A 23,234-nucleotide genomic window follows, 5' to 3' on the forward strand; every position below is an offset into this window, starting at 1 on the left:
GCGATGGCGTCTTTCCTGTTGGTCCACGGCTCCTGCCACGGTGCCTGGTGCTGGCGCGATCTGATCCCCGCGCTGGAGGCTTTGGGACACTCTGCCCGGGCCATAGACTTGCCCAGCCATGGGGCGGATCCAACGCCGGTGCCCGAGGTGACACTGGACAGTTGCCGCGATGCCGTTCTGAACGCCTGCACGCCCGATACGATTGTCGTGGGTCACTCGTGGGGCGGCTATCCGATCAGCGCCGCAGCCGAGGCTCGGCCGGACGCCATGCGCGCCCTGATCTTTCTGTGCGCCTACGTGCCTCACGATGGGCTTTCGCTGGCAGATATGCGTAGGCGCGGGCCACGGCAAACCATAGCACACGCGGTGGAAAAATCTGCAGACGGTCTGTCTTACACCGTGTCGGTAGACGCCATCCCCAAGCTGTTCTATCATGATTGTCCGGACGATATTCTGCCCTTTGCCTATGCACGCTTGTGCCCACAGGCCATTCTCCCCCAGGAAACACCACTGCCGGTCAGCACCAATTTCAACGAAGTACCCAAGGCCTATATCCGCACCACGGATGACCGAACGATCCCCACAGAATATCAGGCGGACATGTGCGCGTTCATCCCCAAAGAGCTGCGACGAACCATCGACAGTTCGCATTCTCCGTTTTTTTCGCATCCACAGGAACTGGCCGGACTGCTGAGCGAATTGGCAAGCAAATTCGGGTGATACAGCAGATTGGACGTGAAACTCTGTCTTCCCACATCCGGTGACTGTGCCTAGGGTGCCCCGAACAGATCACCTGCCCGGGTCCCATGCGCTTGCCATCACTCTTCATCCTCAGCATCGTCATGATCGACGCAATGGGCATTGGTCTGGTGATGCCAATCATGCCGCAACTGATTGTTGACGTGCAGGGCAGCTCGCTTGCCAATGCGGCAATCTGGGGCGGAGTGCTGAGTACCGCATTTGCGGCGATGCAATTCATCTTTGGTCCAATCCTTGGAAACCTGTCCGATGCCTATGGCCGCAGAACCGTGCTGCTGGTGTCGCTGTTCGTCATGGCGCTTGATTATATGGTCATGGCCATGGCGGGCAGTATCTGGCTGTTGCTGGCCGGTCGCATTGTCGGCGGTATTACCGCAGCCACGCATTCCACCGCTGCCGCGTTCATGGCGGATATTTCCGATCCCAAGGACAAGGCAGCGAACTTTGGTCTGTTGGGGGCTGCCTTTGGCGTGGGTTTTGTCCTCGGCCCGGTGATCGGCGGATTGCTCAGCGAATATGGAACCCGTGCCCCGTTTTGGGTGGCGGCAGGGCTGGTGGCACTGATCTTTGTCATCGGCTGTTTCGTAATGCCAGAAACCGTGACCGACAAGACCCGGCGCGCCTTCAACCTGCGCCGCGCCAACCCGGTGAATTCGCTGCGCGCGATTGCTGCACTGCCCGGTATCCGACCTATGCTGTGGGTCTACTTTCTGTATTCGGTCTCAATCTACGTCTACCCCGCCATCTGGTCCTTTTTCACCACCGAACGGTTCGGCTGGTCCCCTCAGATGATCGGCCTGTCACTGGGCGTCTATGGGATCGGCATGGCCGTTGTGCAGGGCGGTCTGATCCGTCCCGCAATCCGATTATGCGGAGAACGGGGAGCCATCATCTACGGGATGGGTTTTGAGATTCTTAGTTTCGCAATTTTGGCCTTTCTGACCAACGGGTTCATTGCGCTTTTGTTCATCCCAATCACCGCAATCGGGGCAATCACGACACCAGCACTTCAGGCAATGATGTCCAAAGCTACACCGGATTCGCAGCAAGGAGAGTTGCAAGGCGTGTTGGCCGCACTCCACGCGCTTTCGATGGTAATCTCGCCTCTGGTCATGACCAGCGTATTTGCGCAATTCATTCGGACCGACACACCGCTGTACCTGCCGGGTGCTCCGTTCCTGCTGGCACTGGCGCTGATGCTGGCCGGGTTTGTGTTGTTTCGCCGGTCCCCGCCTGTCGTGGCTTAACAACGACACACACATGACGGTTTCTGCCTTGCGATCAACGCTTTCCCACGCCACCGTGGGGCCAACGGGAATGAGGGAAATTATGCAAACAATCAAAGCCGCAGTCTGCCGGGCATTCGGCGAACCCCTGGTTATCGAAGAGGTTCAGCTAGCACCCCCCGGCACGGGCGAAGTCGAAGTGACGCTGGATGCAGTGGCCATCTGCCATTCAGACATATCCTATGCCGAGGGTGCCTGGGGAGGCTTCCTGCCCGCCGTTTACGGCCACGAAGCCGCAGGTGTGATCTCCGCAGTTGGAGAGGCCGCCGGGGACTTCAGGATTGGCGAGCCCGTGGTTGTGACCCTGATCCGCGCGTGCGGGTCCTGCCCCACCTGTGCCGGAGGGCACCCGACAAATTGCGAAACTCCGTACGACACCGTCAAAGGCCCGCTGAAAACGGCTGAAGGCGAACCGTTGGAGCAGGCCATGGCCTGCGGTGCTTTTGCCGAAAAGGTCGTGGTGAGCCATCGGCAGATCGTCAGGATACCCGAAAGCCTGCCCAAAGACCTGGCCAGCCTTCTGTCTTGCGGGGTGATCACCGGGGTCGGTGCTGCGGTTAACGCCGCCAATTTGCGTCCGGGTCAGGATGTCGTTGTCATCGGCGCGGGTGGTGTTGGCCTGAACGCCATTCAGGGCGCACGGATTGCAGGCGCACGGCGGATCGTGGCCGTCGACATGACAGAAGAAAAACTGGAAATCGCGAAGGAGTTCGGCGCGACCCATGGCGTATTGGCCAGCCTGAAAGAGCCCTGGAAAGCAGCGTTCAAAGCCCTTGGCGGGCGCGGGGCCGATGCGGTTCTGATTACGGTCGGCGCAATCGCCGCCTATGATCAGGCCCCTCGCTATCTTGGCCGCGGCGGCAAGGCCATCATGATCGGAATGCCGCATTCGGGCGGCATGGCCAGCTATGAACCGGTTGTTCTGGCAGCCCTGGGGCAGGGTGTTGTCGGCTCGAAAATGGGTGATGTGGTTATTCAGCGGGACATCCCATGGATGATTGACCTTTATGAGCAGGGTCGGTTGAAACTGGACGAGTTGATCTCGGGCCGCTGGTCGCTGGACCAGATCAACGAGGCCATTGCCGATACCAAAACCGGATCTGCCAAGCGCAACGTGATCCTGTTCGACAGAACCTGATCCCCCGGCTCGGAGGAACTGAGATGAAACTGCAGGATCTCGACATCATCGTCACTGCCCCACCCGCTCCGGGTTGGGGGGGACGATACTGGATATTGGTCAAACTGACGACAGATACCGGCATCACCGGTTGGGGCGAATGCTATGCCTCGTCCGTCGGACCCGAGGCGATGCGCCACGTCATCCGGGATGTGTTCGAACGGCACATGCTGGGCGAGAACCCCGAAAACATCGAGCTCATGTTCCGTCGCGTCTATTCCAGCGGTTTCACGCAGCGCCCCGACCTGACGGTAATGGGCGCATTCTCGGGGTTGGAGATCGCCTGTTGGGATATTCTTGGCAAGGATCGCGACCGCCCGGTTTATGCGCTGCTGGGCGGCAAGGTGAACGAACGAATTCGTGCCTACACGTACCTCTACCCTTTGCCGCATCACAATTTGACCGACTTCTGGACCTCTCCCGAACAAGCGGGCGAAACCGCTGCTGAAATGGTGCGGCGCGGCTATACCGCTGTGAAATTCGACCCGGCAGGCCCCTATACGATCCGTGGCGGCCACATGCCTGCGATGAGTGACATTTCCATGTCCGTCGCCTTTTGTAAGGCAATTCGCGATGCGGTGGGGGACAAGGCCGACCTGCTGTTTGGCACACACGGTCAGTTCAACACGGCTGGAGCCATCCGGCTGGGGCAGGCGCTGGAACCATACCAGCCCCTATGGTTCGAAGAACCCACGCCACCTGATATGATCGAGGACATGGCCCGTGTCGCCCGCAACGTCCGTATCCCCATCGCCACCGGAGAACGCATGACAACCAAGGCCGAGTTCGGAGCCGTTCTGCGCGCCGGGGCTGCGGAAATCCTGCAACCGGCGCTGGGGCGAGCCGGTGGAATCTGGGAGATGAAGAAAGTCGCCGCCATAGCTGAGATATTCAATGCTCAGATGGCGCCACATCTTTATGCAGGACCGGTCGAATGGGCCGCCAATGCCCACCTGGCCGCGTCGATCCCGAACCTGCTGTTGCTGGAAACCATCGAAACACCGTTCCATAATCAGCTTATCAAAGGCTCCATTCAGGTAGAGAATGGCTTCGTGATCGCTCCGACCGGTCCGGGCCTTGGGATCGACATCGACGAAGATCTGGCGCGCGCGCATCCGTATGAAGGTCGGGGCTTGCATCTGCAAATGCAGGAAGAGCCCTGCGATTATGTGAACGGCAATGCTTTTCAGGGCGGTGCCCCTGCAACCGAGGGGTGACAACACAGACGTGTTTGAGGCATATTAACCCAAGATTAATGGTACAACGGTCAGAACGTGACACTCCTAGAAACCGAACCTCAGGCACACACATCGGACACACCATCAGAAATGAAAGAAAATGCAGCCCGCGCGGCGGCATTTCTCAAGACACTGGCGCATGAAGGGCGCCTGATGATCCTGTGTCACCTTGGGAATGGTGAGAAATCCGTAGGCCAGCTTGAAGACTTGCTGCAATTGCGGCAAGCCGCCGTCAGCCAGATGTTGGCCCGCTTGCGGGAAGAAGGGTTTGTCACCACCCGAAGGGATGGCAAAACGATCTATTATTCGCTGCGCGATGGGAATGCAGCGCAGATGATCGGTCTGCTGTACGAACTGTTTTGCGAGCCTACCAGCTGATCACGCCTAGTTGGACACGTAACCGGCGATCACCTGCATCAGTTTGAACGCGGTTGCCGCATCGTTTTCCACAACGGCCAGGAACTCTTCCTCACCGATCCGAAGGCAGGACAGTTCCGTTTCGGCCACCATACTCAGCGCGCGTGGTTCTTTGCGGATCAGACCAAGTTCGCCCACCAATGCGCCCGGCCCCACGGTGGTTATCAATTGATCGGGGCCATCTTCCTGTGGCAGGTAAAGGCCTGCCTCTCCCTCCAGTACCACATAAGCGCCATCGGTCGGCTGATCATCTTTCAGGAAAACCACCTGACCGGGCTTGGCATCGAACCATTGTGCGCCAAAAGCCAGAAGGCGCAATTGCCGCCGGTCCAGCCCCGAAAACAAGGGGGTCTGCTCCAGCGCGCGAAGTTTCCGCGCCAAGTCTGCTGAAGATGCGCTGTCCTTTCCCACGTCTACCGGTCCTCCGTCCGAGACGACACGACCTTGCCGGATTTCCACGAACATGTCGAATACGTCCGGGTTTTCGAACTGGTCATTGAGGTAGAACACCGTGGCATCCGGCAACAACTCGCGCAGCTTCTTGTAGACCGACACCTGCGTTTTCATGTCGTAACTGGCCAATGCCTGCTCCAGGATCAGGATATCTGGCTTCTTGATTGTCGCGCGGGTAAACGCCAGCGGTTCGGCAAAGACCGCCGGAAGGCCCTGCCCCCCCAAGGCAACCGGAATGTCATAAATCAGCTCGACCACCAAGGGGCGCGCACCGTTCTCCTCCAACACGTCGACAATGACTTTGCGGGCCTCGTCCGATCGCGCGCCACCTATCTGGCTGACCTTGCCGAACAGCGCGTTTTCCATGACCGTCAATCCGGGTGCAAACTCTTCCGGGTCCAGCGGAACAAAAGCGTCCTTGAGGCTTTCCAACAGCTTGTCCGAATGACTCTGCCTCAGTTCCAGAATGCGGTCCTTCAACTCATCCGTGAAAGCCGGTCCAATCTGTTCAGCCGAGACGACGAAAGGCACAGCCAACATACTGGCCAGCTGTTCGTCATCCAGCCCTGACGTTCCCTCTTTGCGGGTTTGTTCAACCAGCTCCACGGCTGCCTCATAGGTCTTTGCATCAAGACCCAGCTTGCGGAACAGCGGATGGTCGGTTCCGTCGAGCCCGAAGATCTGGCGCAGCATCTCGATCACGTCACGGGTCAGGGCGATTAGTGTCTCATCCAGCCCCAGCTCTCGCAACTGCATGAGGAACACCTTCTGCCGGGCAAGCAAGGCCTGTGTCACCGGCACGCGGGGCGTCGCAAAAAGCAGGTTCTCGGCAACAGGCAGCGCCGGGTTGTAAACATTCCGGTCGAAGATGAGCGCTTGCTGTTCAAGACCCGCGTCCTGGACCGCCTTCCGCACAAGCGGGCGAAGCTCGACCAGTTTCCTTGCCAGTTCGCAGTGCTCCGTCGCAACAAAGCTTTGTTCAGCACCACGCCGGAACAGGGCAGCCCCAGACCCCATTCCATCAATCAGTTGCAACCACCAGTCACGCAGCGCCACCGCGTCGTGAAGCCCGGCCAGCGACGGGTCAAGCCATTCCGCCCTGAACGGATCCATGCTGTTTCCAGCCCGCAAGGTCTCGGCAAAATCTGGGTCATCTGTGGACTCAGCCAAGGGTTTGAACCGCATCGGCATCATCACGTTGTCACCCAACGTTCCCTGAAACATGACCGGGCGGGATGTGGCATACCCGATACGTGCGGCCACAACGCCCTGATGCAGGTCTGCCAGATTCAGATCCCCCACCTGAACCGTGCCGGCAGCGGGCAAAATCTCGCGAGTCAGTAACTCCCCCATGGCGCGACGGTCCTCTTCGCTTGGTGCGGCGATACCAATCGTTTTGCCGCCGGGGAAAGTCAGATTCAGATCATCCAGCACCTGATTGCCGTCCATGTCGCGAACCGAGACGTGCTTTAGCTCTATATCACCGCTGAGGTGGGGGCGCTCTGCTGGTTCGCCCTCGAACAGCGCTTCGTCCTTCAATCCGGCCGGATCGAAACGGTCAACGACGATATCCCAGCGCAACGACATGTCCTGGGTTTGGTTGTAATAGGTCAGCAGCTCTTTCCAGGGTGAGCTCAGATCTTTGTACGCCGCCAGCGCCGCAACCAACGCCCCCAGCGAAACCGAGCCCTGCAACACCAGAAGGCCACCGATCAGGTAAAACATGAATGGTGTCAGCTGCGAGATGAAGTTGTTTATGAATTTCATAAAGAACTTCTTCTGGTAAATATCAAAGCGGATCGCAAAAAGCCGCCCCAACTGATCAGAGATCATAGCCCGGCGATAACGCCAGCCGCCATTGCTGCGAAGGGTGGACGCCCCTGCCGCGTTTTCTCCGATCTGGGCAGCCAACGACCGTACTTCCTGAATACGTTTCTTGTTCAACAGGTTGATCTGACGTTGCAATTTTGGGATTAACCAGGCCTGCACCGGGATCAGGGCGACTGCGGCCAGTCCGAACCAAAAGCTTTGCAAGAACAGGAAAGAAAGGATGGTGATCATCTGACCGGCTTGCAGAACCGGCTGGCTGATCGCATCGCCCATCAGACCACCCATCGGTTCACTCTCGGCTGTGATCATCGAAACCATTTCGCCCTGGCTGACCCGCTCGAAATAGGGTTGCGGAAAAAGGAGCGCGCGGCTGACCAGCTGATATCGGAACCGCCGCAGCATGCGTTCGCTCAGCACACCCTTCATGGTGTTGATGCGCATTTTCATCAGCCCGTGCGCCAACACGGCAGCAAGGAAAGCAAAACACAAAATAATCAGGAAATTCGTCTGTGAAAGTGTATAACCCCAGACATCCACTTCGGCAGTTGTCGAACCGATTGCGTCGTTGATAATGCGCTTGGGCAACTCCAGCGTAAGATAGAGCAACGGAAACAACGTCGCCGTCACAGCCAGCAGGATCAGCTGATCGCGTTTGGAGTATTTCCAGATAAAGCGGAAAATCGTGCGTTCTATGGAACCTGCCCCTACTGCTGGCTAACAACGCGGCCCGGATGCCACGCACCCGGATTCAACGGTTTGAATTTACTGCCATACTGACACGATATGCAATTTTTTTCCCACCTGAGAATTTTCTTGATCTTATGTGAACTAGTTCATTTACGCATGGCAATGTTATTGCCTACAGTTGGTACAGAGCGATATCGGGAGGGTTCTTTTGACTGCCAGTATTGGCGCGGTGTTACTTATGCTTTGCCTTTTTCAGGTCAAGCATATGTTCGCTGACTACTACCTCCAGACACCGAAAATGCTCTCCGGCAGAGGTGAGTATTTTCACTTGGGACGCGCGCAGCACGCAGCAGTACATGTTGCGGGCTCTGTCATCGTGTTTGCCGTGTTTGGCGCTCCGGTATTGTTCATCCTGATTGTCGGACTTCTTGAATGGGTGATTCATTTCAATATCGATTTCTTGAAAGCAAGCTATTCAGACAAGAAACAGCTTGAGCCGACACAGGCCGCGTTCTGGCGTGCGGCTGGGTTAGACCAGTGCCTGCACAATCTGACTTATGTGGCGATGGTCTGGGCCTGGGTGACTTTCGCGGCAACGTAGCTCGTATCAGGATATGCCGTCCGATGCGCAGCCCGGAAGCTATGCGCCTATCCTTCGACCGGTCATAGCGAGGCAAGCTGTTAACCTGCCCCACTCGACATTGATCGATGCCAAAACCCGACTAGCCCAGAACCGAAAAACTGCTTTCCTCATTGATCGGGCGCTTGCGAGAGTAAAAGCCCACGTCGATGGTGCGTTTGATATAAGGCAGTTCGAATTGCAGCGGTTCCGCGTCGTGATCCGCTCCGCCTTCGCAATACGCGATCAGTGCCGCCATCATCTTCCCCGCAATCGGCGCATTCTTGTACTGGTTCCCGCTGGACCCACAGGCCATGTAAAACCCCGGCAGGCTGGATTTGTCATAGATCGGAATCCAGTCGGTTGAGGCATCGTAAAGGTCGACCACACCCCGCGTTTTCGATGGGATGCCAAGGGAGGGCACGCGCTGCGCATATCGCATGGCCTGCGTGGTCCATTGATTGGTGAATTCACGATTGTAGTTCACATCGTCTTCGCACCACTGATGCGGATCGCATTCCGGGTCCTCAGATCCCACAAGGATGTGATTGCCGTGTTCCGGGCGGCAATAGCAGGCGATGTCACTGTCCGAAACTATGGTTCCGTCGTTTTCAAAATCGAACCCTTCCGGGGCGGGGACATGCACGACCTCTTGCCGCAGGGGGCGGGTCTTGATGGTCATGTCATCCAGAACGCCTGCCATCCCATTGATGATAGCCGAGCCCGGCCCGGCCACGTTCACGACAACCCTTGCGCGGATTTCTTCGCCTGAAGCAAGTTTTACACCGGAAACACGTCCATCCTCGGTCAGGATCTCGGTTACTTCGGCACTGGTGCGAACCTCAGCTCCGTGCTGTTTGGCAGCATCCATCAGGTTTTGCGCCGACAAGGCCGGGTCGGTGACGTACCCCGCCTGAGGCCAGTAAACTCCACCCGACATCTTTCGCCCGTTGGACTGGCCGAATTCCGGGTCATCCATACGGCGTGCCGGGGCAAAGCTGTCCAGCGAATAAACCGGCAGGCGTTCAACCACTTTATCCCCCGACCATTCTTCGAACGGGCAATCCAGTTCTGATGAATTGCGCATGTGCTTTTCCAGCATCCCGTTCGCCTCGGTCTTCATAACCAGGCAGCCGGTTTCCCTGAACTGAGCCAGATTGGCCCCCTCTGGCAGGTCAAGATAGTCAGCCCAGTCACGCCAGTAATGATAGCCTTCCCAGGCAAACGCCGTTCCGTCGAAGGTGGAATAATGCATCCGGATGATTGCGCAGGACCCGGCGGTTGAACCGTGCCCAACCTGTGCGTTACGATCCAGAGACAGGGTTTTCCAGCCCGCCTTGGACATTTCGAACGCAATGGCCGCGCCGATCACACCTGTGCCAATGATGATTGCGTCTGGTTGACTCATGTCGGGTCTCCTTTCCAGTAGCGCCGGGAATATGCGCTGAATTCTTCAACTTCTTCAGGTTTCGGTTCGACGCCCGTAAAGGCGTATAGGTAATGCGGCACCATCGAGATCCGCGTCTCGAAGGGTTCGTTCAATTGTGCAAGGTCATATCCGATCTGCATGTAATACAGCACGCGCGCACGCGTTTCGGACTCGATTTCGGAATAGCCGTATCTGGCGAACATCGCGTGCAAAGCTTCAAGCCGCCGAGTGTCAGACTGATCCAGCGCACGGCGTACTTTGCCCGATTTACGCGCCCAGTCGCGCACGGCAAAGTCCAATGCGGTGTCAAACAAATCCGTGTTGACCACACAACGATGTACGTTGCAGACCGCGCCAGTTATCGTTTCGGCTGGCGCTTCGGCCTGTTTTACAAGTGCAACTGTATTGGTCGCCTGCCACCGCGCCAGCAGTGCATCCAAAAGTTCCTGTCTGGACTTGAAGTACCAGTAGAAGGATGAACGTGACACGGCCATCCGCTCGGCCAGGTTCAGGACCTTGATCTGGTCCACCCCGTCCGAAATCAGCACGTCCATCGCCACGTTCAGCCAATCGTCGCGGGTCACCTTGATATTGCCGATCAGGGGCTCGGCTTCGGGATCATCGCGGTGAAGGATAGGTTTGTTGTTCATTCAACTCTCCGGTGGCGCCCCGCCCTCTGCGGTGCGGCGTGCAATAAAGTCCTGCAAGGCACCAAATCGATCATTGTCTATGGCGGGGGCCTTGAAATCGTTCAGGATACCCTTCCAAACCCCCGTTGCACGGTGGTTGGCATCCGTCGATCCACGCTCGGTCCATGTGCCGAAATTGGCGTAGTCATGGACATGCGGTTGATAGAACTCGGTGGTGTAGCGCTCCATCGTCTGGGGGCAAGCAAAGAAATGACCACCGGGCGCGACCTCACTTAAAGCGGTATCAAAGCCAATTTCGGCGGACCCCGCCTGCGCGCCCGCGCAAAGCTCGGCCACCATGTTCAGCACCTCGGCATCACAGACCAGCTTTTCGAAGGAAACGGTCAATCCCCCTTCCAGCCAGCCCGCTGAATGAATGATCACGGTCGCCCCGGCCATCAGGCAGCCCCAAAGGCCAAACTGGTTCTCATTCGCCGCTTGCACGTCGTTGCTGTTTGACGCCGACCCTGCCGCCGACCGCCAGGGCAGGCCCAGATAACGCGCCAGTTGGCCTGCGGCCAGTGACGCCTGAAAATGTGAGGGCGTCCCGAATGCCGGCGCGCCGGATTTCATGTCCACATTGCTGGTGAACGTGCCATAACAGACCGGAGCGCCCGGTCTGGCCAGCTGCGTCAAAGTTAGCGCAGCAAGCGCCTCGGCATGGGACAGGGTGATTGCCCCGGCCACGGTGATCGGCGCCATCGCCCCCATCAGAGTGAACGGTGTTATGATCGACATCTGACCGTGGCGCGCAAAGTCAATCAGCCCTTGCGCCATGGGAATGTCCAACGTGCGCGGGCTGTTTGTGTTAATGATCGTGTAGCAATGCGCATTGCCCCTGAACTCATCATCCGACAGACCTCGCGCCATGGACAGCATCTCAAAGCAATCCATGACCTGCGGCGTGCCGCGCGAGAAGAAGAACGGGAACTTGTCCGTCAGTTCAACCTGCGCCTGTGTCGTGAAGTAGTGGCGCAAGTGTGTCGGCACGTCCTGAGGTTCAACCTGAGGCGAGATCATCTGGAACACATCGAAATGATGAGTGAGCTTCAGAAACTCCAGATAATCCTGACCCGTCGCCGGGCGACGGCCACGTTCCAGATCGGTTGCGTTCGGTGCGCCTGCCCCTGGTTGAAAAACCAGCGATCCCAGTTCCAGAGTAAAATCCCGATGCCGTGAACCGGCGCGACAAGCGATAGATTTGGGGGCCGAGGAAACAGCAGCCTCAACCATCTCGCGCCCGATAAAGACCATTTCACTGTCTTCATCCATGCGCGCACCACCCTGCTTGAACAGCTTGCGTGCCTCGGGAAGCAAGGTCTTTACACCCAACTCCTCGAGCGTACGCAATGCTGTCTCGTGCATGTTCGCGATCTGGTCAGCCGGGAACACCTCCATCAAAGGGAAAGGGTTCCTGAGCTGGCGATAGTTCACGTCGCGGCTGGGCTGCGGGGCAGCCTCGCCCCCTCGCCTTCGGCGTCGTCGGTCCGGAGCCGTCATGATCAGCCCCGCATCGCTTTGCCCTGAGGGTCGTAAGGCGACGGTGCAATTACCCGCGCCGGACATTCCACACCCACCACATGGACAGACAGTTCCGTACCCGGGTCCACCTTGTCACGGTCAATCAAGGCCATCGCCAACGACTTGCCGATGTGGTGCCCATAACCGCCTGAGGTCACAAAACCCACGCGTTCGCCGCTGGCCCAGACCGGTTCATACCCGCTGGCGTCGGCGTCCAACGCATCGATTTCCAGTGTTACCTGTACCTGCGCCGGGCCATTGCCATCCCGTTCGGCCAAAGCGGCCTCCTTGCCGACGAAATCCTTGTCCCAGTCGATCCAGCGATCCATGCCGGTCATACCGGGTGTGTAAGCCTGCGTGAACTCTGCCGACCAGATGCCAAAGCTCTTCTCAAGCCGCGTTGACAGCATCGCATTGAAACCGCACTCGCGGATTCCCTCTTCTGCACCAGCTTCCAGCAAAATGCGGCGCAGTTTGATGTGATCGCCATAGCGGCAGTTGATTTCATACCCTTTTTCGCCGGTCACCGACATGCGCGCAACACGCGCCCGGACAAGGCCGATATCGAAATCACCGCAGCCCATGAATTTCAGGCCCGAGATATCCTGTTCGGCCAGTTTCTCGACCACCACCTGCGATTTCGGTCCAACCACGGCGAACCCGCAATACTCCTCTCCCAAGTCACGGACGGTGACCCCTTCCATCATATGATCGTTGAACCATCGCATATGCCACGCGCGCAGGTAATAGCTGCCCATGATCCACCATGTCCCGTCGCCCCAGTTCAACACGGTCAGATCGCCTTTGAGCCGCCCGTCCTCGCCCAGCATTGGTGCCAGCTTGGCACGACCCGGGGCGGGTAGTTTGGACGCCATAACGTTATCCAGCCATGCTTCAGCATTTGGACCGAAAACCTCAAAGCGGGAAAAGCCCGTGATATCCATCAGGCCCACGCCCTCGCGGATGGTTCTGCATTCAGCGGCCACGATGTCGTGCGCGTTCGAACGTTTGAGCGTTGGCGTTTCCTCAAACCCTTTGGGTGCGAAATACAGCGGCACCTCCAGATCCCAGCTGACACCCCATTTGCAACCGGCCTCGGTCATCGCGTCATGCGCCGGGGCCATCTTCAGCGGGCGACCCGCAGGCAGTTGCTCGTTCGGATAGGTCATCACGAAGCGGCGCGAATAGAACTGGCCAGTGGTTTCACGGATATACCGCTTGTTCTGTGCGAAATCACCATAGCGCGCCACATCCATCGGCCAGGCATCGGCTTCGGGCTCACCATGGATCATCCATTCGGCCAGCGTTTTGCCAACACCCCCACCTTGCAGGAAGCCCGCCATCACAGCACAGGCCGTCCAATATCCCCGTTTGCCCGGAACCGGACCAACCAGCGGGTTACCATCCGGTGAGAACGTAAACGCACCATTGACCCATGTCTTGATGCCCACATTCTGGATCGACGGATACCGCTCAAAGCCCAGCGTCAGTTCGTTCTCGATCCGGTCAAGCTGTTCCTGAAACAGTTCCTCGCCATAGTTCCACGGCGCGCCATCCATCGCCCAGTGTTCATGATCGACCTCGTAGATTCCCACCAGAACACCCTTCTGGTCCTGCCGCATATAAGTGAATCCTTCGAGGTCGACAGTCATCGGCATCTCGAAATCCGCCTGCGCAACTTCTGGCACCGTGTCCGTGATCAGATAGTGATGCTTTAACGGCGAGACTGGCAGCTCTACCCCTGCCATGCGCCCAACCTGCTTGGCCCAGAGCCCGGCCGCGTTGACCACATGTTCACAGGTGATCGTGCCCTTATCAGTCACCACCTGCCAGCCATCTGCCGTCTGGATCAGCTCTTCGACCTTGGTTTCCTCGTAGTACTCGGCACCACGTTTCCTGGCCGCAGTCGCATAAGCCTGAACTGTGCCTGTCGTATCGATATACCCTTCGCGATCTGCCCACATCGCGCCCAAAACACCGTCGGTTGACATGATCGGGCAGCGTCTCTGTGCCTCTTGCGGGGTCAGCAACTCGCAGTCGTCAATACCGATGGACTGGAAGATCCGGTAATTGGCTTGCAACCATTCCCAGCGTTCAGGCGTACCGGCCAAAGTCAGGCCACCGGTCATATGCAATCCGATGTTCTGGCCCGATTCCTTTTCGATCTCACTCAGCAGGTCGATTGTGTAGGCCTGCAACGAGGCCATGTTCGGATCCGCGTTCAGGGCATGGATGCCGCCCGCTGCGTGCCATGACGATCCCGATGCCAGCCGCCGCCTCTCAAGCATGACCACATCGGACCAGCCGAATTTGGCCAGATGATACAGAACCGAGGCACCAACGACGCCCCCTCCAATGACCACTACGCGATATTGGGATTTCATCCCGACCTCCCTGAACAGAATCTGGGTAGACGCTAGTGGCACTGTTCAGTTCTGTCTAGACAATTCTGTACAGTACGGAATGCGAGAACTCTGCCGCATGCTTTGAAAACCTAAAGCTGCGCGCTTGGGCGGGTTTTCACGATTTCAAACCAGACCTGCGTTCTTGTATTTCCTTCCGGTATCCGCATCTTGATGACGCGCGCGAAATCGACAAATACAAAAGTCGATATGTCCGCCAGAGTAAATACATCGCCCGCGACATACACGCTTTGATTCAGCCGCGCCTCCAGCAGTTCAAAAAACGACGCAACCCGTTCGCGCCCACGCTGCGCCAGTTCGGGGATCTGCGCATAATTAACCGTGCCGGGGATAGCACGGTCTTTGAATGCCGGATGGCTGTTGCGCAAAGCCTCAGCGATGGGCGCACCGCCCTGCTGCTCGGCAATTGCGTTCCACATCAGGACCAACCCTTTTTCATCAGCGGTCCGACCCATCAAGGGCGGTTCGGGGAAACGCGCTTCAAGATACGCGGCAATGCCAAGATTTTCGGTCAGGACTGCGCCGTCGTCCGTTACCAGAACCGGGATTGTGGCCCGGGGGTTCACCGCACGAAACTCAGCGCTCAATTGCGCGCCCTCAGCAATCGAGATTTCGTGCGTTTCGATGTTCAACCCTTTTTCCGCGATGAACATGCGGGCACGGCGCGGGTTTGGGGCCGTCGAGCAATCGTAGAATATCATGCGGGCCCCTGCTCTCTGGTCAGCGCCGATAGATGAAACAGCGCCCTTCGACGGCACCCTCGGGCAACGGCATTTCCTCCAGCCGCTCGAAATACATCCGGTCGCTTGATACCATTAGTCCACCCGGTGCCAGCAAGGGCTCGATCAGCGGGGAAACAAGCCGTGCAAAGATGTCGTTCTTTTCGCGATTATGCCCCCCAAGATCTGCATGGATCAGACTTGTTGTCGGTCCAAACCTGTCGACCGCCGCTGGCAGCGTCTCGCGCACATCTCCCAAGATCACCCGATCTTCGGGCGGGGTTGAATCGGGGTGCGAAGCCACCGCGCGTTCGAACACAAAGACAGGGCGTCCATCGATATGCTGCACAAGATGATGATAGGTGCGCCCATTGCCCAGACCCAGTTCAAACACCGGGCCAGCCATGCCTGCCGTTTGCGCAATCGCGTGATCCAGGCAGGCGCGTTGTGACACCATACGATCGATAAACAAGTCCAGACGGCTTTGATTCTTGGACACCGGCAAATATCTCCTTGATACCAATCGAAAGCATAGATGCCCCCGACACCGCCTTAGATGACAAATTCTCAAGACTTTGTGTAGCGACGAAGCCCAAAGTTTCACATTTTCGCGACATTTCAGCCCAAGAACGGGTTTGACTAGACATACGGAACCGCGCGACACTGACGAAAAAATCACGGGGAGTTGAAACGACCGATGTCACCAAGCGGCCAAACGGTTGGAAAGCCTGCATGAGCGCGTTGTTGTGCGTCAGAGACCTCAGCATCGGCTTTGGTGCGGGCAGTTCCGTGGTCACGGATGTGAATTTCGATGTCAAACCAGGGGAAACCTTGGCGCTGGTCGGTGAATCGGGATCGGGTAAAACCATCACGTGCCGCGCCGTCTTGCGGATTCTGCCGCGAACGGCCCAGATACGCAGCGGCACGATAACTTTGAATGATTCCAAGGGCACATGTAACCTGACAGCGGTCACCGAGCGGGAAATGCGCGGCATTCGTGGCAATCGCGTTTCGATGATCTTTCAGGAGCCTATGCGATCACTGTCACCTCTGCACAAGATTGGGAATCAGGTCAGTGAAGTCCTGTGGCTGCATCGCGGGCTATCTGAGTCTGAGGCGCGCAAAAAGGTCCTGACGCAGTTCGAGCGCGTGGGCTTTCCAGATCCACAGCGTGCCTATGACTCCTACCCATTCGAACTGTCGGGCGGAATGCGCCAACGCGCCATGATTGCGATGGCCATGGTATCCAAACCCGAGTTGCTGATCGCGGACGAGCCCACCACCGCGCTGGATGTGACCACGCAAGCGCAGGTTTTGGGGCTGATCAAGGAATTGCAGCGCGAGACCGGCATGGCGCTTATTCTGGTGACCCATGATCTGGGCGTGGTTGCCAACATGGCAGAACAGGTTGTGGTCATGCACAAGGGCCGCATCATGGAGGCTGGCCCGGCCGCACCAATCCTGACCTCCCCCGCGCATCCATATACCAAACAACTGTTTGATGCGGCACCGGAAATTCCGGATCAGGATGCTGTGGGCATACCGATGCCGGACGACGATCTGATCCTTCAGATGAAGGGCGTCTCAAAGACCTACACGATGCGGTCCAGCAAAGGGTGGCAAGCCGACAAGGAAATCTATGCTTGCAAAGGGGTCGATCTGAATTTGGCACGCGGCAAGACGCTGGCCATAGTCGGTGAAAGCGGATCAGGTAAAACAACAGCCGCGCGGATTGCATTGGGTGCAGAACTGCCCGATCCCGGCGGAGAAGTCCTGTTTCGCACCGCGCCGAATACCGATCCCATCACGGTGCACAACATGACCCGCGCCCAGCGCACCGCGTTTCAGCGCAATGCCCAGATGGTGTTTCAGGATCCCTACAGCTCGCTCAGCCCGCGGATGCGCATTCAGGACGCGATGACCGAGCCGTTGGAAATTCACCGTATCGGAACTACGGCCGAGCAGCGCGACAAAGCCGCCGAGATGTTGCAGCGCGTCGGCCTGACAGCCGACATGCTGAAACGCTATCCACACGCCTTTTCAGGGGGTCAGCGGCAACGTCTGTCGGTGGCCCGCGCCATGATGCTCGACCCGCAGCTCATCGTGTGTGACGAACCCACCTCGGCGCTGGATGTATCGGTGCAAGAGCAGATTCTGACGCTGTTGGAAAAATTGCAGGAAAGCCTGAACCTGTCCTATCTGTTCATCTCGCACGATCTGGCTGTGGTCGCGCGGATCGCCGACGAAGTTGCCGTGATGCGTCGAGGCCTGATCGTCGAGCAAGCACCACCCGAAACTCTTTTCTACAATCCGCGCCACCCCTACACCAAAGCGCTGATTGCCGCTCAACCCGAACCCGACATCAATCGCCCGATCGACCTGAAAGTGGTTTCCTTGGGCGCCGGCGCGCCGGACAGTTGGGACGAAGCCTTTCGTTTCTCGGACACCGTGATACCCTCATTGGTGGAATTGGAACCGGGCCATAAGGTACGTTGCCATGTTTAAGACCACTCGCCCCCTGATCCTGGCCGCTTCGCTGGCGCTCATCGGGATGCTGCCCGCCACGGCAGAGACAATCCCCACACCTCAGGAAAGCGCGTTCTGGAACTCGGAAGTAGAAGCGGGCAATCTGCCGCCCGTTCAAGAGCGCCTGCCCAAGGACCCGTTGGTAGTCGATCTGGAAGCAAAGGGCCGCGAGTTCGGCAAACAGGGCGGCACCCTGCGCACCATGATCACGCGGTCCAAAGATATCCGCCAGATGGTTGTCTATGGTTATGCCCGGCTGGTCGGTTTCGACCAGAACTATGAGATTATCCCCGATTTGCTGGCGTCGTTTGAAAACGAAGACGGCCGCAAGTTCACCCTGAAACTGCGCGAAGGGCACAAATGGTCCGACGGCTCTCCGTTTACGTCGGAAGATTTCCGCTATTGGTGGGAAGACGTTGCCAATAACAAATTGCTCAGCCCGTCAGGCCCGCCGGATTTTCTGATTGTCGAAGGCAAACCACCAACAGTTACCTTCCCGGATGAAACCACGGTGATTTTCGAATGGGATAATCCCAACCCGGGTTTTCTACAATCGCTGGCTCAGGCAAGACCGCCCTTTATCTATCGTCCTGCAGCTTTCCTGAAACGATATCACGAGAAATATGCCGACCCCGAGGAACTTGCCTTTCTAGTCGACGATGCCCGGGTCAAAAGCTGGGCCGCGCTGCACAACAAGCTCGACAACCTGTACAAGTTCGACAATCACGAATTGCCCACGTTGCAACCCTGGCTGAATGCAAGTTCCGGCAAGAAGATCCGCCACAATTTCGTACGTAACCCCTATTACCACCGCATCGACAGCAAAGGGGTTCAACTGCCTTATATCGATGTGGTCGAGATGGAGATCGTTGCCCCCGGTCTGGTCGCTGCCAAAACCAATGCAGGGGAAAGCGACCTGCAAGGCCGGGGTCTGGATTTCCGCGACGCTTCGATCCTAAAAAAAGGCGAGGCGCAAGGCGGCTACAAGACATTGCTATGGAAAACCGGCGTTGCGTCGCAAATCGCGATTTATCCGAACCTCAATTTCGAGGATGACGTCTGGCGCGACGTGTTGCGTGACGTCCGTGTGCGGCGTGCCCTGTCCCTTGCCATCGACCGCGAGACAATCAACCAGGCTTTGTATTTCAAGCTGGCGCATCCCGGCGCAATGTCGGTTCTGCCTGCCTCGCCCTTTTACGATGAAAAGAATGCCACCGCCTGGGCTCAGTACGATGTCGGGCAGGCCAATGCATTGTTGGATGAGGTCGGCCTGACCCAGCGCGACAAGAACGGTATCCGCCTGCTACCGGACGGGCGCCCAATGGAGCTGGTGATCGAAACCGCTGGCGAGCGGCAAGAGGTTGAAAACGCCCTTCAGATCGTTACTGACACCTGGCGCGAGATCGGGGTCAAGCTGGTCATGCGCCCGTTGGATCGCGATATCCTGCGCAACCGGGTGTTTGCCGGCAACTCGATGGCATCGGTCTGGTATGGATGGGATGACGGTATCCCGCAAGCGCACACGTCCCCGGCGTATCTGGCACCAACCGATCAGGTCTTCCTGGCCTGGCCGAAATGGGGCCAGTTTTACCAGACAGGTGGCGAAGCCGGAGAAGCGCCCGACATGCCCGAGGCAGAACGCCTGATGCAACTGGCTCATGATTGGGAGGTCGCCACAACGGATGACGAACGCAAGGAAGTCTGGACTGAAATGCTGAGAATCCACGCCGACCAGCTTTATGCCATCGGTATCCTGAACGGAGCACCCCAACCCATCGTCGTGTCGAACCGTCTGCGCAACGTGCCGGAACAGGCCATGTGGGCATGGGAGCCCGGTGCGCATTTCGGCGTTCACCGCCCGGACGAGTTCTTTTTCGCCGACTAAGCAGGAGCAGCTAAATGGTCATGCTGCGCTATGCGGTGTATCGCTTTTTTACGATGCTGCTGACATTGTTGGTGGTCTCGGTCCTGATTTTCATAATCATCAACCTGCCGCCCGGTGATTACCTAAGCAACCAGATTGCCGAGCTTCAGGCCTCGGGCCAGTCAGCGGGCGTCGCCAAGGCCGAGTTTCTGCGCGCCGAGTACGCTCTGGATCGCCCTATGTGGGAACAGTACCTGATCTGGATAGGCTTCTGGCCGGGACCGCACGGATTTTCAGGTCTGATCCAAGGCAATTACGGTTGGTCCTTTGAGTTCGACCGGCCTGTATCGGAGATCGTGGGCGACACGCTTTGGTTGACGGTCGTCGTCAACCTGGCCGCGATCCTGTTTGTATATGCCGTCGCTCTTCCCTTAGGTGTTATTGCTGCGGCGCGATCACGGACATGGATTGATTATACCTCGGCCTTTGTGGGTTATCTGGGGCTGGCGACACCCAACTTTTTGCTGGCCCTGATCCTGTTCTACTACGGGCATCGGTATTTCAACCTGCCTATCGGCGGCCTGATGGACCCGCAATTCGAAGGTCAGCCGCTGAGTTGGGACAAGATAAAATCCATTCTCATCCACCTGATCGTTCCGACTTTTGTTATCGGAACCTCGGGCGCATCGGCGATGATGCAGCGCCTGCGGGCAAATATGCTCGATGAACTGGGGAAGCCCTATGTCGAAACGGCCATTGCCAAGGGCATGGCGCCGTCGCGGATGCTGACGAAATATCCGTTGCGCGTGGCATTCAACCCGTTCGTTGCGGATATCGGTAACCTTCTGCCATCAATGGTGTCTGGATCGGTTCTGGTTTCAGTTGTTCTGGGCTTGCAAACCATCGGGCCGACTTTGCTGACAGCACTGAAAACGCAGGACCAATTCCTGTCCGCGTTTATCCTGATGTTTGTCGCGCTATTGACGCTTATCGGCACGATGATCTCGGATATTCTGCTGGTCATGCTGGATCCCCGCATACGGTATGAGGGGCGCGAAGCATGACCGATACTCCTGACAACCGCTACGTCGATGACGCGCCCTTTGATCCGCAGGCGTCGATACAGCAACTGGAACGCGCCGATCTGGATGCCCCCAACTGGGTGTTGGTCTGGCGCAAGTTCCGCACGCATAAGCTGGGCCTGATCTCAGGCATTTTCCTGCTTATGTGCTACCTGATGCTACCCTTTGCAGGTTTCATCGCGCCTTATGGCCCGAATGAACGGAACGGAGAGCATCTGTATGCGCCACCGCAATCGGTGAACTGGTTTTACGACGGCGCTTTTATCGGCCCCCATGTTTTTCCAATCGTCGCCGAGGCGGATCTGGAAACCTTCCAATGGAAGTTCGTCCCAGACACTGACGACCCGCGCCCGATCCGGTTCTTTTGTGAAGGGTCCGAATATCGACTTGCAGGTCTTATCAAGACGGACAGGCATCTTTTCTGTGCGCCGGATGGTGCCACCTTGTTCCTTTGGGGGTCCGACAGGCTGGGTCGCGATATCTTCAGCCGCATCCTCTACGGGGCGCAGCTATCGCTGACCGTGGGCCTGATAGGTATTTCGGTATCGTTCTTTCTGGGTATCCTGTTCGGTTCGATGGCGGGTTATTTCGGGGGGCGCATCGATTGGGTCATCAACCGGGTCATCGAAATCCTGCGTTCACTGCCGGAACTGCCGTTGTGGCTGGCACTGTCTGCTGCCGTGCCATCGAACTGGAGCCCGGTTGCCGTATTCTTCATCATTTCGATCATCCTCGGCATCCTCGACTGGCCCGGGCTGGCGCGTTCGGTCCGTGCCAAGTTCCTGTCACTGCGCGAGGAAGAATACGTACGCGCCGCAGAAATGATGGGCGCAAGCTCGGGCCGGGTGATCCGTAAGCACTTGTTGCCGAATTTCATGTCTCATTTGATTGCATCAGCCACCCTGTCGATCCCGGCAATGATCCTTGGGGAAACCGCGCTGAGCTTTCTTGGCCTGGGCCTTCGTGCACCAGCGGTCAGTTGGGGTGTGATGCTGAATGACGCGCAGAACCTCGCATCGATCGAGATCTACCCCTGGACGGCAATCCCGATGCTGCCGATTATCGTGATCGTACTGGCCTTTAACTTTCTAGGTGACGGATTGCGCGACAGTCTGGACCCTTATCAGCAATGAGCCTTCTTGCCACCCTTCCGTCCGCCGACCGATATCGCAGGGTCGGCACTGGCGCTCTGCCAAGTGCTTTTGCCGTTTCCGAACTGGCGACGGCCAGCTTTGCAGCCGTTGGGCAGGAAATGGCCCGGCTTTTGCAGGCGCTGAACCTGACCCAGAAAGCCCCCGAGATCGCCGTCGACCATCGGATGGCATCGTTGTGGTTCGGCTATTCCTTCAAGCCCGACGATTGGGAAATGCCAAACCTGTGGGATTCGGTCGCGGGGGATTACAGGGCGGCAGATGGCTGGATCAGGCTGCACACCAACCTGCCGCGCCATCGCGCAGCAGCGATGAAGGTTCTTGGCACCCCGCCAGAGCGTGAAGCTGTGGCAAAAGCCGTCAGAACCCGGGCTATATCCGATTTGGAGACCGATATTGTGGCCGAAGGCGGTGTGGCCGCTGCCATGCGCAGCCGGACCGAGTGGCTTGAACATCCGCAGGGCCGCGCTGTATCGCGCGATCCGCTGATTGGTTGGCAAGGCCCCCGGTACGTCAAGCTACGCGAGAGGCCGCAGGCAACCCCTGCAAGACCTCTTGCCGGGTTGCGGGTTCTTGACCTGACGCGCGTTCTGGCAGGTCCGGTATCGACACGCACATTGGCCGGTTTCGGGGCCGAGGTTTTGCGGATCGATCCGCCCGGTTGGGACGAACCCGGCGTGATCCCTGACATTTCACTAGGCAAACACTGTGCTTATCTCGATCTGAAATCGACCAACGACATGGAAAGGCTGCAAGAACTTCTGCCCCAAGCGGATGTATTCGTTCACGGGTACCGGCCCGGCGCTTTGGACGCACTTGGCCTGACCCGCGCCAAGCGCGATGAACTGGCACCGAACAGGGTCGAGGTGACGCTGAATGCTTATGGCTGGCAAGGCCCCTGGTCGACCCGGCGCGGTTTTGACAGCCTTGTCCAGATGAGCGCGGGAATCGCGCATGCGGGCATGGAGTGGGCTGACGCCGACAAACCGACGCCATTGCCGGTTCAGGCTTTGGACCACGCAACCGGCTACCTGATGGCCGCCGCCGTTCTTTCTGCACTGGCCGAGGCCGCGTCGGGCAATTCCATCATGCATGCTCATCTGTCCCTTGCCCGCACCGCCGAGCTTTTGGCGGTTCTCGGCAAAGACGACGTCGAGGCAGAGACCATTATTCCGACGCCCACGGATTACTCCCCTGCGACAGAAGCTTCGGGCTGGGGACCGGGGCACCGCCTCAGATCAGCCCTCAGTCTCGGTGACACTGTGCTACAATGGGATTTACCAGCGTCGAAACTGGGCACATCCAAACCTGTCTGGCCCTTCACTTCCAACTGACCCAACCGCCGCGCGAAACGCGCAGCCGGA

Annotated in this window: 18 protein-coding genes; 11 read left to right on the forward strand and 7 right to left on the reverse strand. The window is 57.9% G+C overall.

Annotated elements, in window-relative coordinates; all coding sequences use genetic code 11:
- The first annotated feature begins 3 nt into the window (after positions 1-3).
- From I9188_RS10685 to I9188_RS10705, 5 genes are all read left to right on the forward strand, one after another.
- Positions 4-720 carry an alpha/beta fold hydrolase gene (locus I9188_RS10685; protein WP_209505353.1) on the forward strand — a complete coding sequence of 239 codons (717 nt, stop codon included), beginning with the start codon at positions 4-6 and terminating at the stop codon, positions 718-720.
- Positions 721-806: 86 nt separating this feature from the next.
- Positions 807-2,006: a TCR/Tet family MFS transporter gene (locus tag I9188_RS10690; RefSeq protein WP_209505350.1), complete on the forward strand. Its 1,200-nt coding sequence runs from the start codon at positions 807-809 to the stop codon at positions 2,004-2,006.
- An 82-nt stretch (positions 2,007-2,088) separates the two neighbouring features.
- Positions 2,089-3,183, forward strand: coding sequence for a Zn-dependent alcohol dehydrogenase (locus I9188_RS10695; RefSeq protein WP_209505348.1), 1,095 nt, complete (start codon positions 2,089-2,091; stop codon positions 3,181-3,183).
- Positions 3,184-3,206: 23 nt separating this feature from the next.
- Positions 3,207-4,439 carry a mandelate racemase/muconate lactonizing enzyme family protein gene (locus I9188_RS10700; protein WP_209505347.1) on the forward strand — a complete coding sequence of 411 codons (1,233 nt, stop codon included), beginning with the start codon at positions 3,207-3,209 and terminating at the stop codon, positions 4,437-4,439.
- Positions 4,440-4,550: 111 nt separating this feature from the next.
- On the forward strand, positions 4,551-4,838 hold the full coding sequence (locus tag I9188_RS10705) for a metalloregulator ArsR/SmtB family transcription factor (protein WP_209505346.1): 288 nt from the start codon (positions 4,551-4,553) through the stop codon (positions 4,836-4,838).
- 6 nt (positions 4,839-4,844) lie between these two features.
- On the opposite strand, the gene I9188_RS10710 is transcribed toward I9188_RS10705, so the two are convergent.
- Positions 4,845-7,841, reverse strand: a complete 2,997-nt coding sequence (locus I9188_RS10710) for a cyclic nucleotide-binding domain-containing protein (RefSeq protein ID WP_209505805.1) — start codon at positions 7,839-7,841, stop codon at positions 4,845-4,847.
- A gap of 214 nt (positions 7,842-8,055) precedes the next feature.
- On the opposite strand from I9188_RS10710, the gene I9188_RS10715 reads away from it, so the two are divergent.
- Positions 8,056-8,448 (forward strand): DUF3307 domain-containing protein, encoded by a 393-nt coding sequence (locus tag I9188_RS10715; RefSeq protein WP_209505345.1) that lies wholly within the window; start codon positions 8,056-8,058, stop codon positions 8,446-8,448.
- A gap of 121 nt (positions 8,449-8,569) precedes the next feature.
- Here I9188_RS10715 and I9188_RS10720 read toward each other — a convergent pair whose 3' ends face one another.
- From I9188_RS10720 to I9188_RS10745, 6 genes are all read right to left on the reverse strand, one after another.
- Complete coding sequence (locus tag I9188_RS10720; protein ID WP_209505344.1) at positions 8,570-9,874, reverse strand: FAD-dependent oxidoreductase; 1,305 nt, start codon at positions 9,872-9,874, stop codon at positions 8,570-8,572.
- Positions 9,871-10,545, reverse strand: a complete 675-nt coding sequence (locus I9188_RS10725) for a TetR/AcrR family transcriptional regulator (RefSeq protein WP_209505343.1) — start codon at positions 10,543-10,545, stop codon at positions 9,871-9,873. Before I9188_RS10725 ends, I9188_RS10720 begins: the two co-directional genes overlap by 4 nt.
- Positions 10,546-12,084 (reverse strand): trimethylamine methyltransferase family protein, encoded by a 1,539-nt coding sequence (locus I9188_RS10730; RefSeq protein ID WP_209505342.1) that lies wholly within the window; start codon positions 12,082-12,084, stop codon positions 10,546-10,548. It lies immediately after the preceding gene.
- 2 nt (positions 12,085-12,086) lie between these two features.
- Entirely contained in the window at positions 12,087-14,489 is a 2,403-nt protein-coding gene (locus tag I9188_RS10735) for an FAD-dependent oxidoreductase (protein WP_209505341.1), read from the reverse strand.
- Positions 14,490-14,599: 110 nt separating this feature from the next.
- Positions 14,600-15,229: a glutathione S-transferase gene (locus I9188_RS10740; protein ID WP_209505340.1), complete on the reverse strand. Its 630-nt coding sequence runs from the start codon at positions 15,227-15,229 to the stop codon at positions 14,600-14,602.
- Positions 15,230-15,248: 19 nt separating this feature from the next.
- Positions 15,249-15,704: a class I SAM-dependent methyltransferase gene (locus tag I9188_RS10745; RefSeq protein WP_245220535.1), complete on the reverse strand. Its 456-nt coding sequence runs from the start codon at positions 15,702-15,704 to the stop codon at positions 15,249-15,251.
- 275 nt (positions 15,705-15,979) lie between these two features.
- On the opposite strand from I9188_RS10745, the gene I9188_RS10750 reads away from it, so the two are divergent.
- From I9188_RS10750 to I9188_RS10770, 5 genes are read left to right on the forward strand one after another with little or no spacing between them, the layout of a single operon-like run.
- Positions 15,980-17,752: an ABC transporter ATP-binding protein gene (locus I9188_RS10750; protein WP_209505337.1), complete on the forward strand. Its 1,773-nt coding sequence runs from the start codon at positions 15,980-15,982 to the stop codon at positions 17,750-17,752.
- Complete coding sequence (locus tag I9188_RS10755) at positions 17,745-19,658, forward strand: ABC transporter substrate-binding protein (RefSeq protein WP_209505335.1); 1,914 nt, start codon at positions 17,745-17,747, stop codon at positions 19,656-19,658. Before I9188_RS10750 ends, I9188_RS10755 begins: the two co-directional genes overlap by 8 nt.
- 14 nt (positions 19,659-19,672) lie before the next feature.
- Positions 19,673-20,701 (forward strand): ABC transporter permease, encoded by a 1,029-nt coding sequence (locus tag I9188_RS10760; protein ID WP_209505333.1) that lies wholly within the window; start codon positions 19,673-19,675, stop codon positions 20,699-20,701.
- Complete coding sequence (locus tag I9188_RS10765) at positions 20,698-21,852, forward strand: ABC transporter permease (RefSeq protein ID WP_209505331.1); 1,155 nt, start codon at positions 20,698-20,700, stop codon at positions 21,850-21,852. The genes I9188_RS10760 and I9188_RS10765 overlap by 4 nt, the downstream gene beginning before the upstream one ends.
- On the forward strand, positions 21,849-23,204 hold the full coding sequence (locus I9188_RS10770) for a CoA transferase (RefSeq protein WP_209505329.1): 1,356 nt from the start codon (positions 21,849-21,851) through the stop codon (positions 23,202-23,204). Before I9188_RS10765 ends, I9188_RS10770 begins: the two co-directional genes overlap by 4 nt.
- Positions 23,205-23,234 lie beyond the last annotated feature (30 nt).

Origin of the sequence: Ruegeria sp. HKCCSA071 (assembly GCF_017872555.1) — a bacterium.
GTDB lineage: Bacteria > Pseudomonadota > Alphaproteobacteria > Rhodobacterales > Rhodobacteraceae > Ruegeria.

Bases quoted from the DNA above. Each gene is read 5' to 3' on its own strand.
- I9188_RS10685 (WP_209505353.1), top strand. From the start codon at position 4: ATGGCGTCTTTCCTGTTGGTCCACGGCTCCTGCCACGGTGCCTGGTGC.
- I9188_RS10690 (WP_209505350.1), top strand. From the start codon at position 807: ATGCGCTTGCCATCACTCTTCATCCTCAGCATCGTCATGATCGACGCA.
- I9188_RS10695 (WP_209505348.1), top strand. From the start codon at position 2,089: ATGCAAACAATCAAAGCCGCAGTCTGCCGGGCATTCGGCGAACCCCTG.
- I9188_RS10700 (WP_209505347.1), top strand. From the start codon at position 3,207: ATGAAACTGCAGGATCTCGACATCATCGTCACTGCCCCACCCGCTCCG.
- I9188_RS10705 (WP_209505346.1), top strand. From the start codon at position 4,551: ATGAAAGAAAATGCAGCCCGCGCGGCGGCATTTCTCAAGACACTGGCG.
- I9188_RS10720 (WP_209505344.1), bottom strand. From the start codon at position 9,874: ATGAGTCAACCAGACGCAATCATCATTGGCACAGGTGTGATCGGCGCG.
- I9188_RS10725 (WP_209505343.1), bottom strand. From the start codon at position 10,545: ATGAACAACAAACCTATCCTTCACCGCGATGATCCCGAAGCCGAGCCC.
- I9188_RS10730 (WP_209505342.1), bottom strand. From the start codon at position 12,084: ATGACGGCTCCGGACCGACGACGCCGAAGGCGAGGGGGCGAGGCTGCC.
- I9188_RS10735 (WP_209505341.1), bottom strand. From the start codon at position 14,489: ATGAAATCCCAATATCGCGTAGTGGTCATTGGAGGGGGCGTCGTTGGT.
- I9188_RS10740 (WP_209505340.1), bottom strand. From the start codon at position 15,229: ATGATATTCTACGATTGCTCGACGGCCCCAAACCCGCGCCGTGCCCGC.
- I9188_RS10745 (WP_245220535.1), bottom strand. From the start codon at position 15,704: ATGGTGTCACAACGCGCCTGCCTGGATCACGCGATTGCGCAAACGGCA.
- I9188_RS10750 (WP_209505337.1), top strand. From the start codon at position 15,980: ATGAGCGCGTTGTTGTGCGTCAGAGACCTCAGCATCGGCTTTGGTGCG.
- I9188_RS10755 (WP_209505335.1), top strand. From the start codon at position 17,745: ATGTTTAAGACCACTCGCCCCCTGATCCTGGCCGCTTCGCTGGCGCTC.
- I9188_RS10760 (WP_209505333.1), top strand. From the start codon at position 19,673: ATGGTCATGCTGCGCTATGCGGTGTATCGCTTTTTTACGATGCTGCTG.
- I9188_RS10765 (WP_209505331.1), top strand. From the start codon at position 20,698: ATGACCGATACTCCTGACAACCGCTACGTCGATGACGCGCCCTTTGAT.
- I9188_RS10770 (WP_209505329.1), top strand. From the start codon at position 21,849: ATGAGCCTTCTTGCCACCCTTCCGTCCGCCGACCGATATCGCAGGGTC.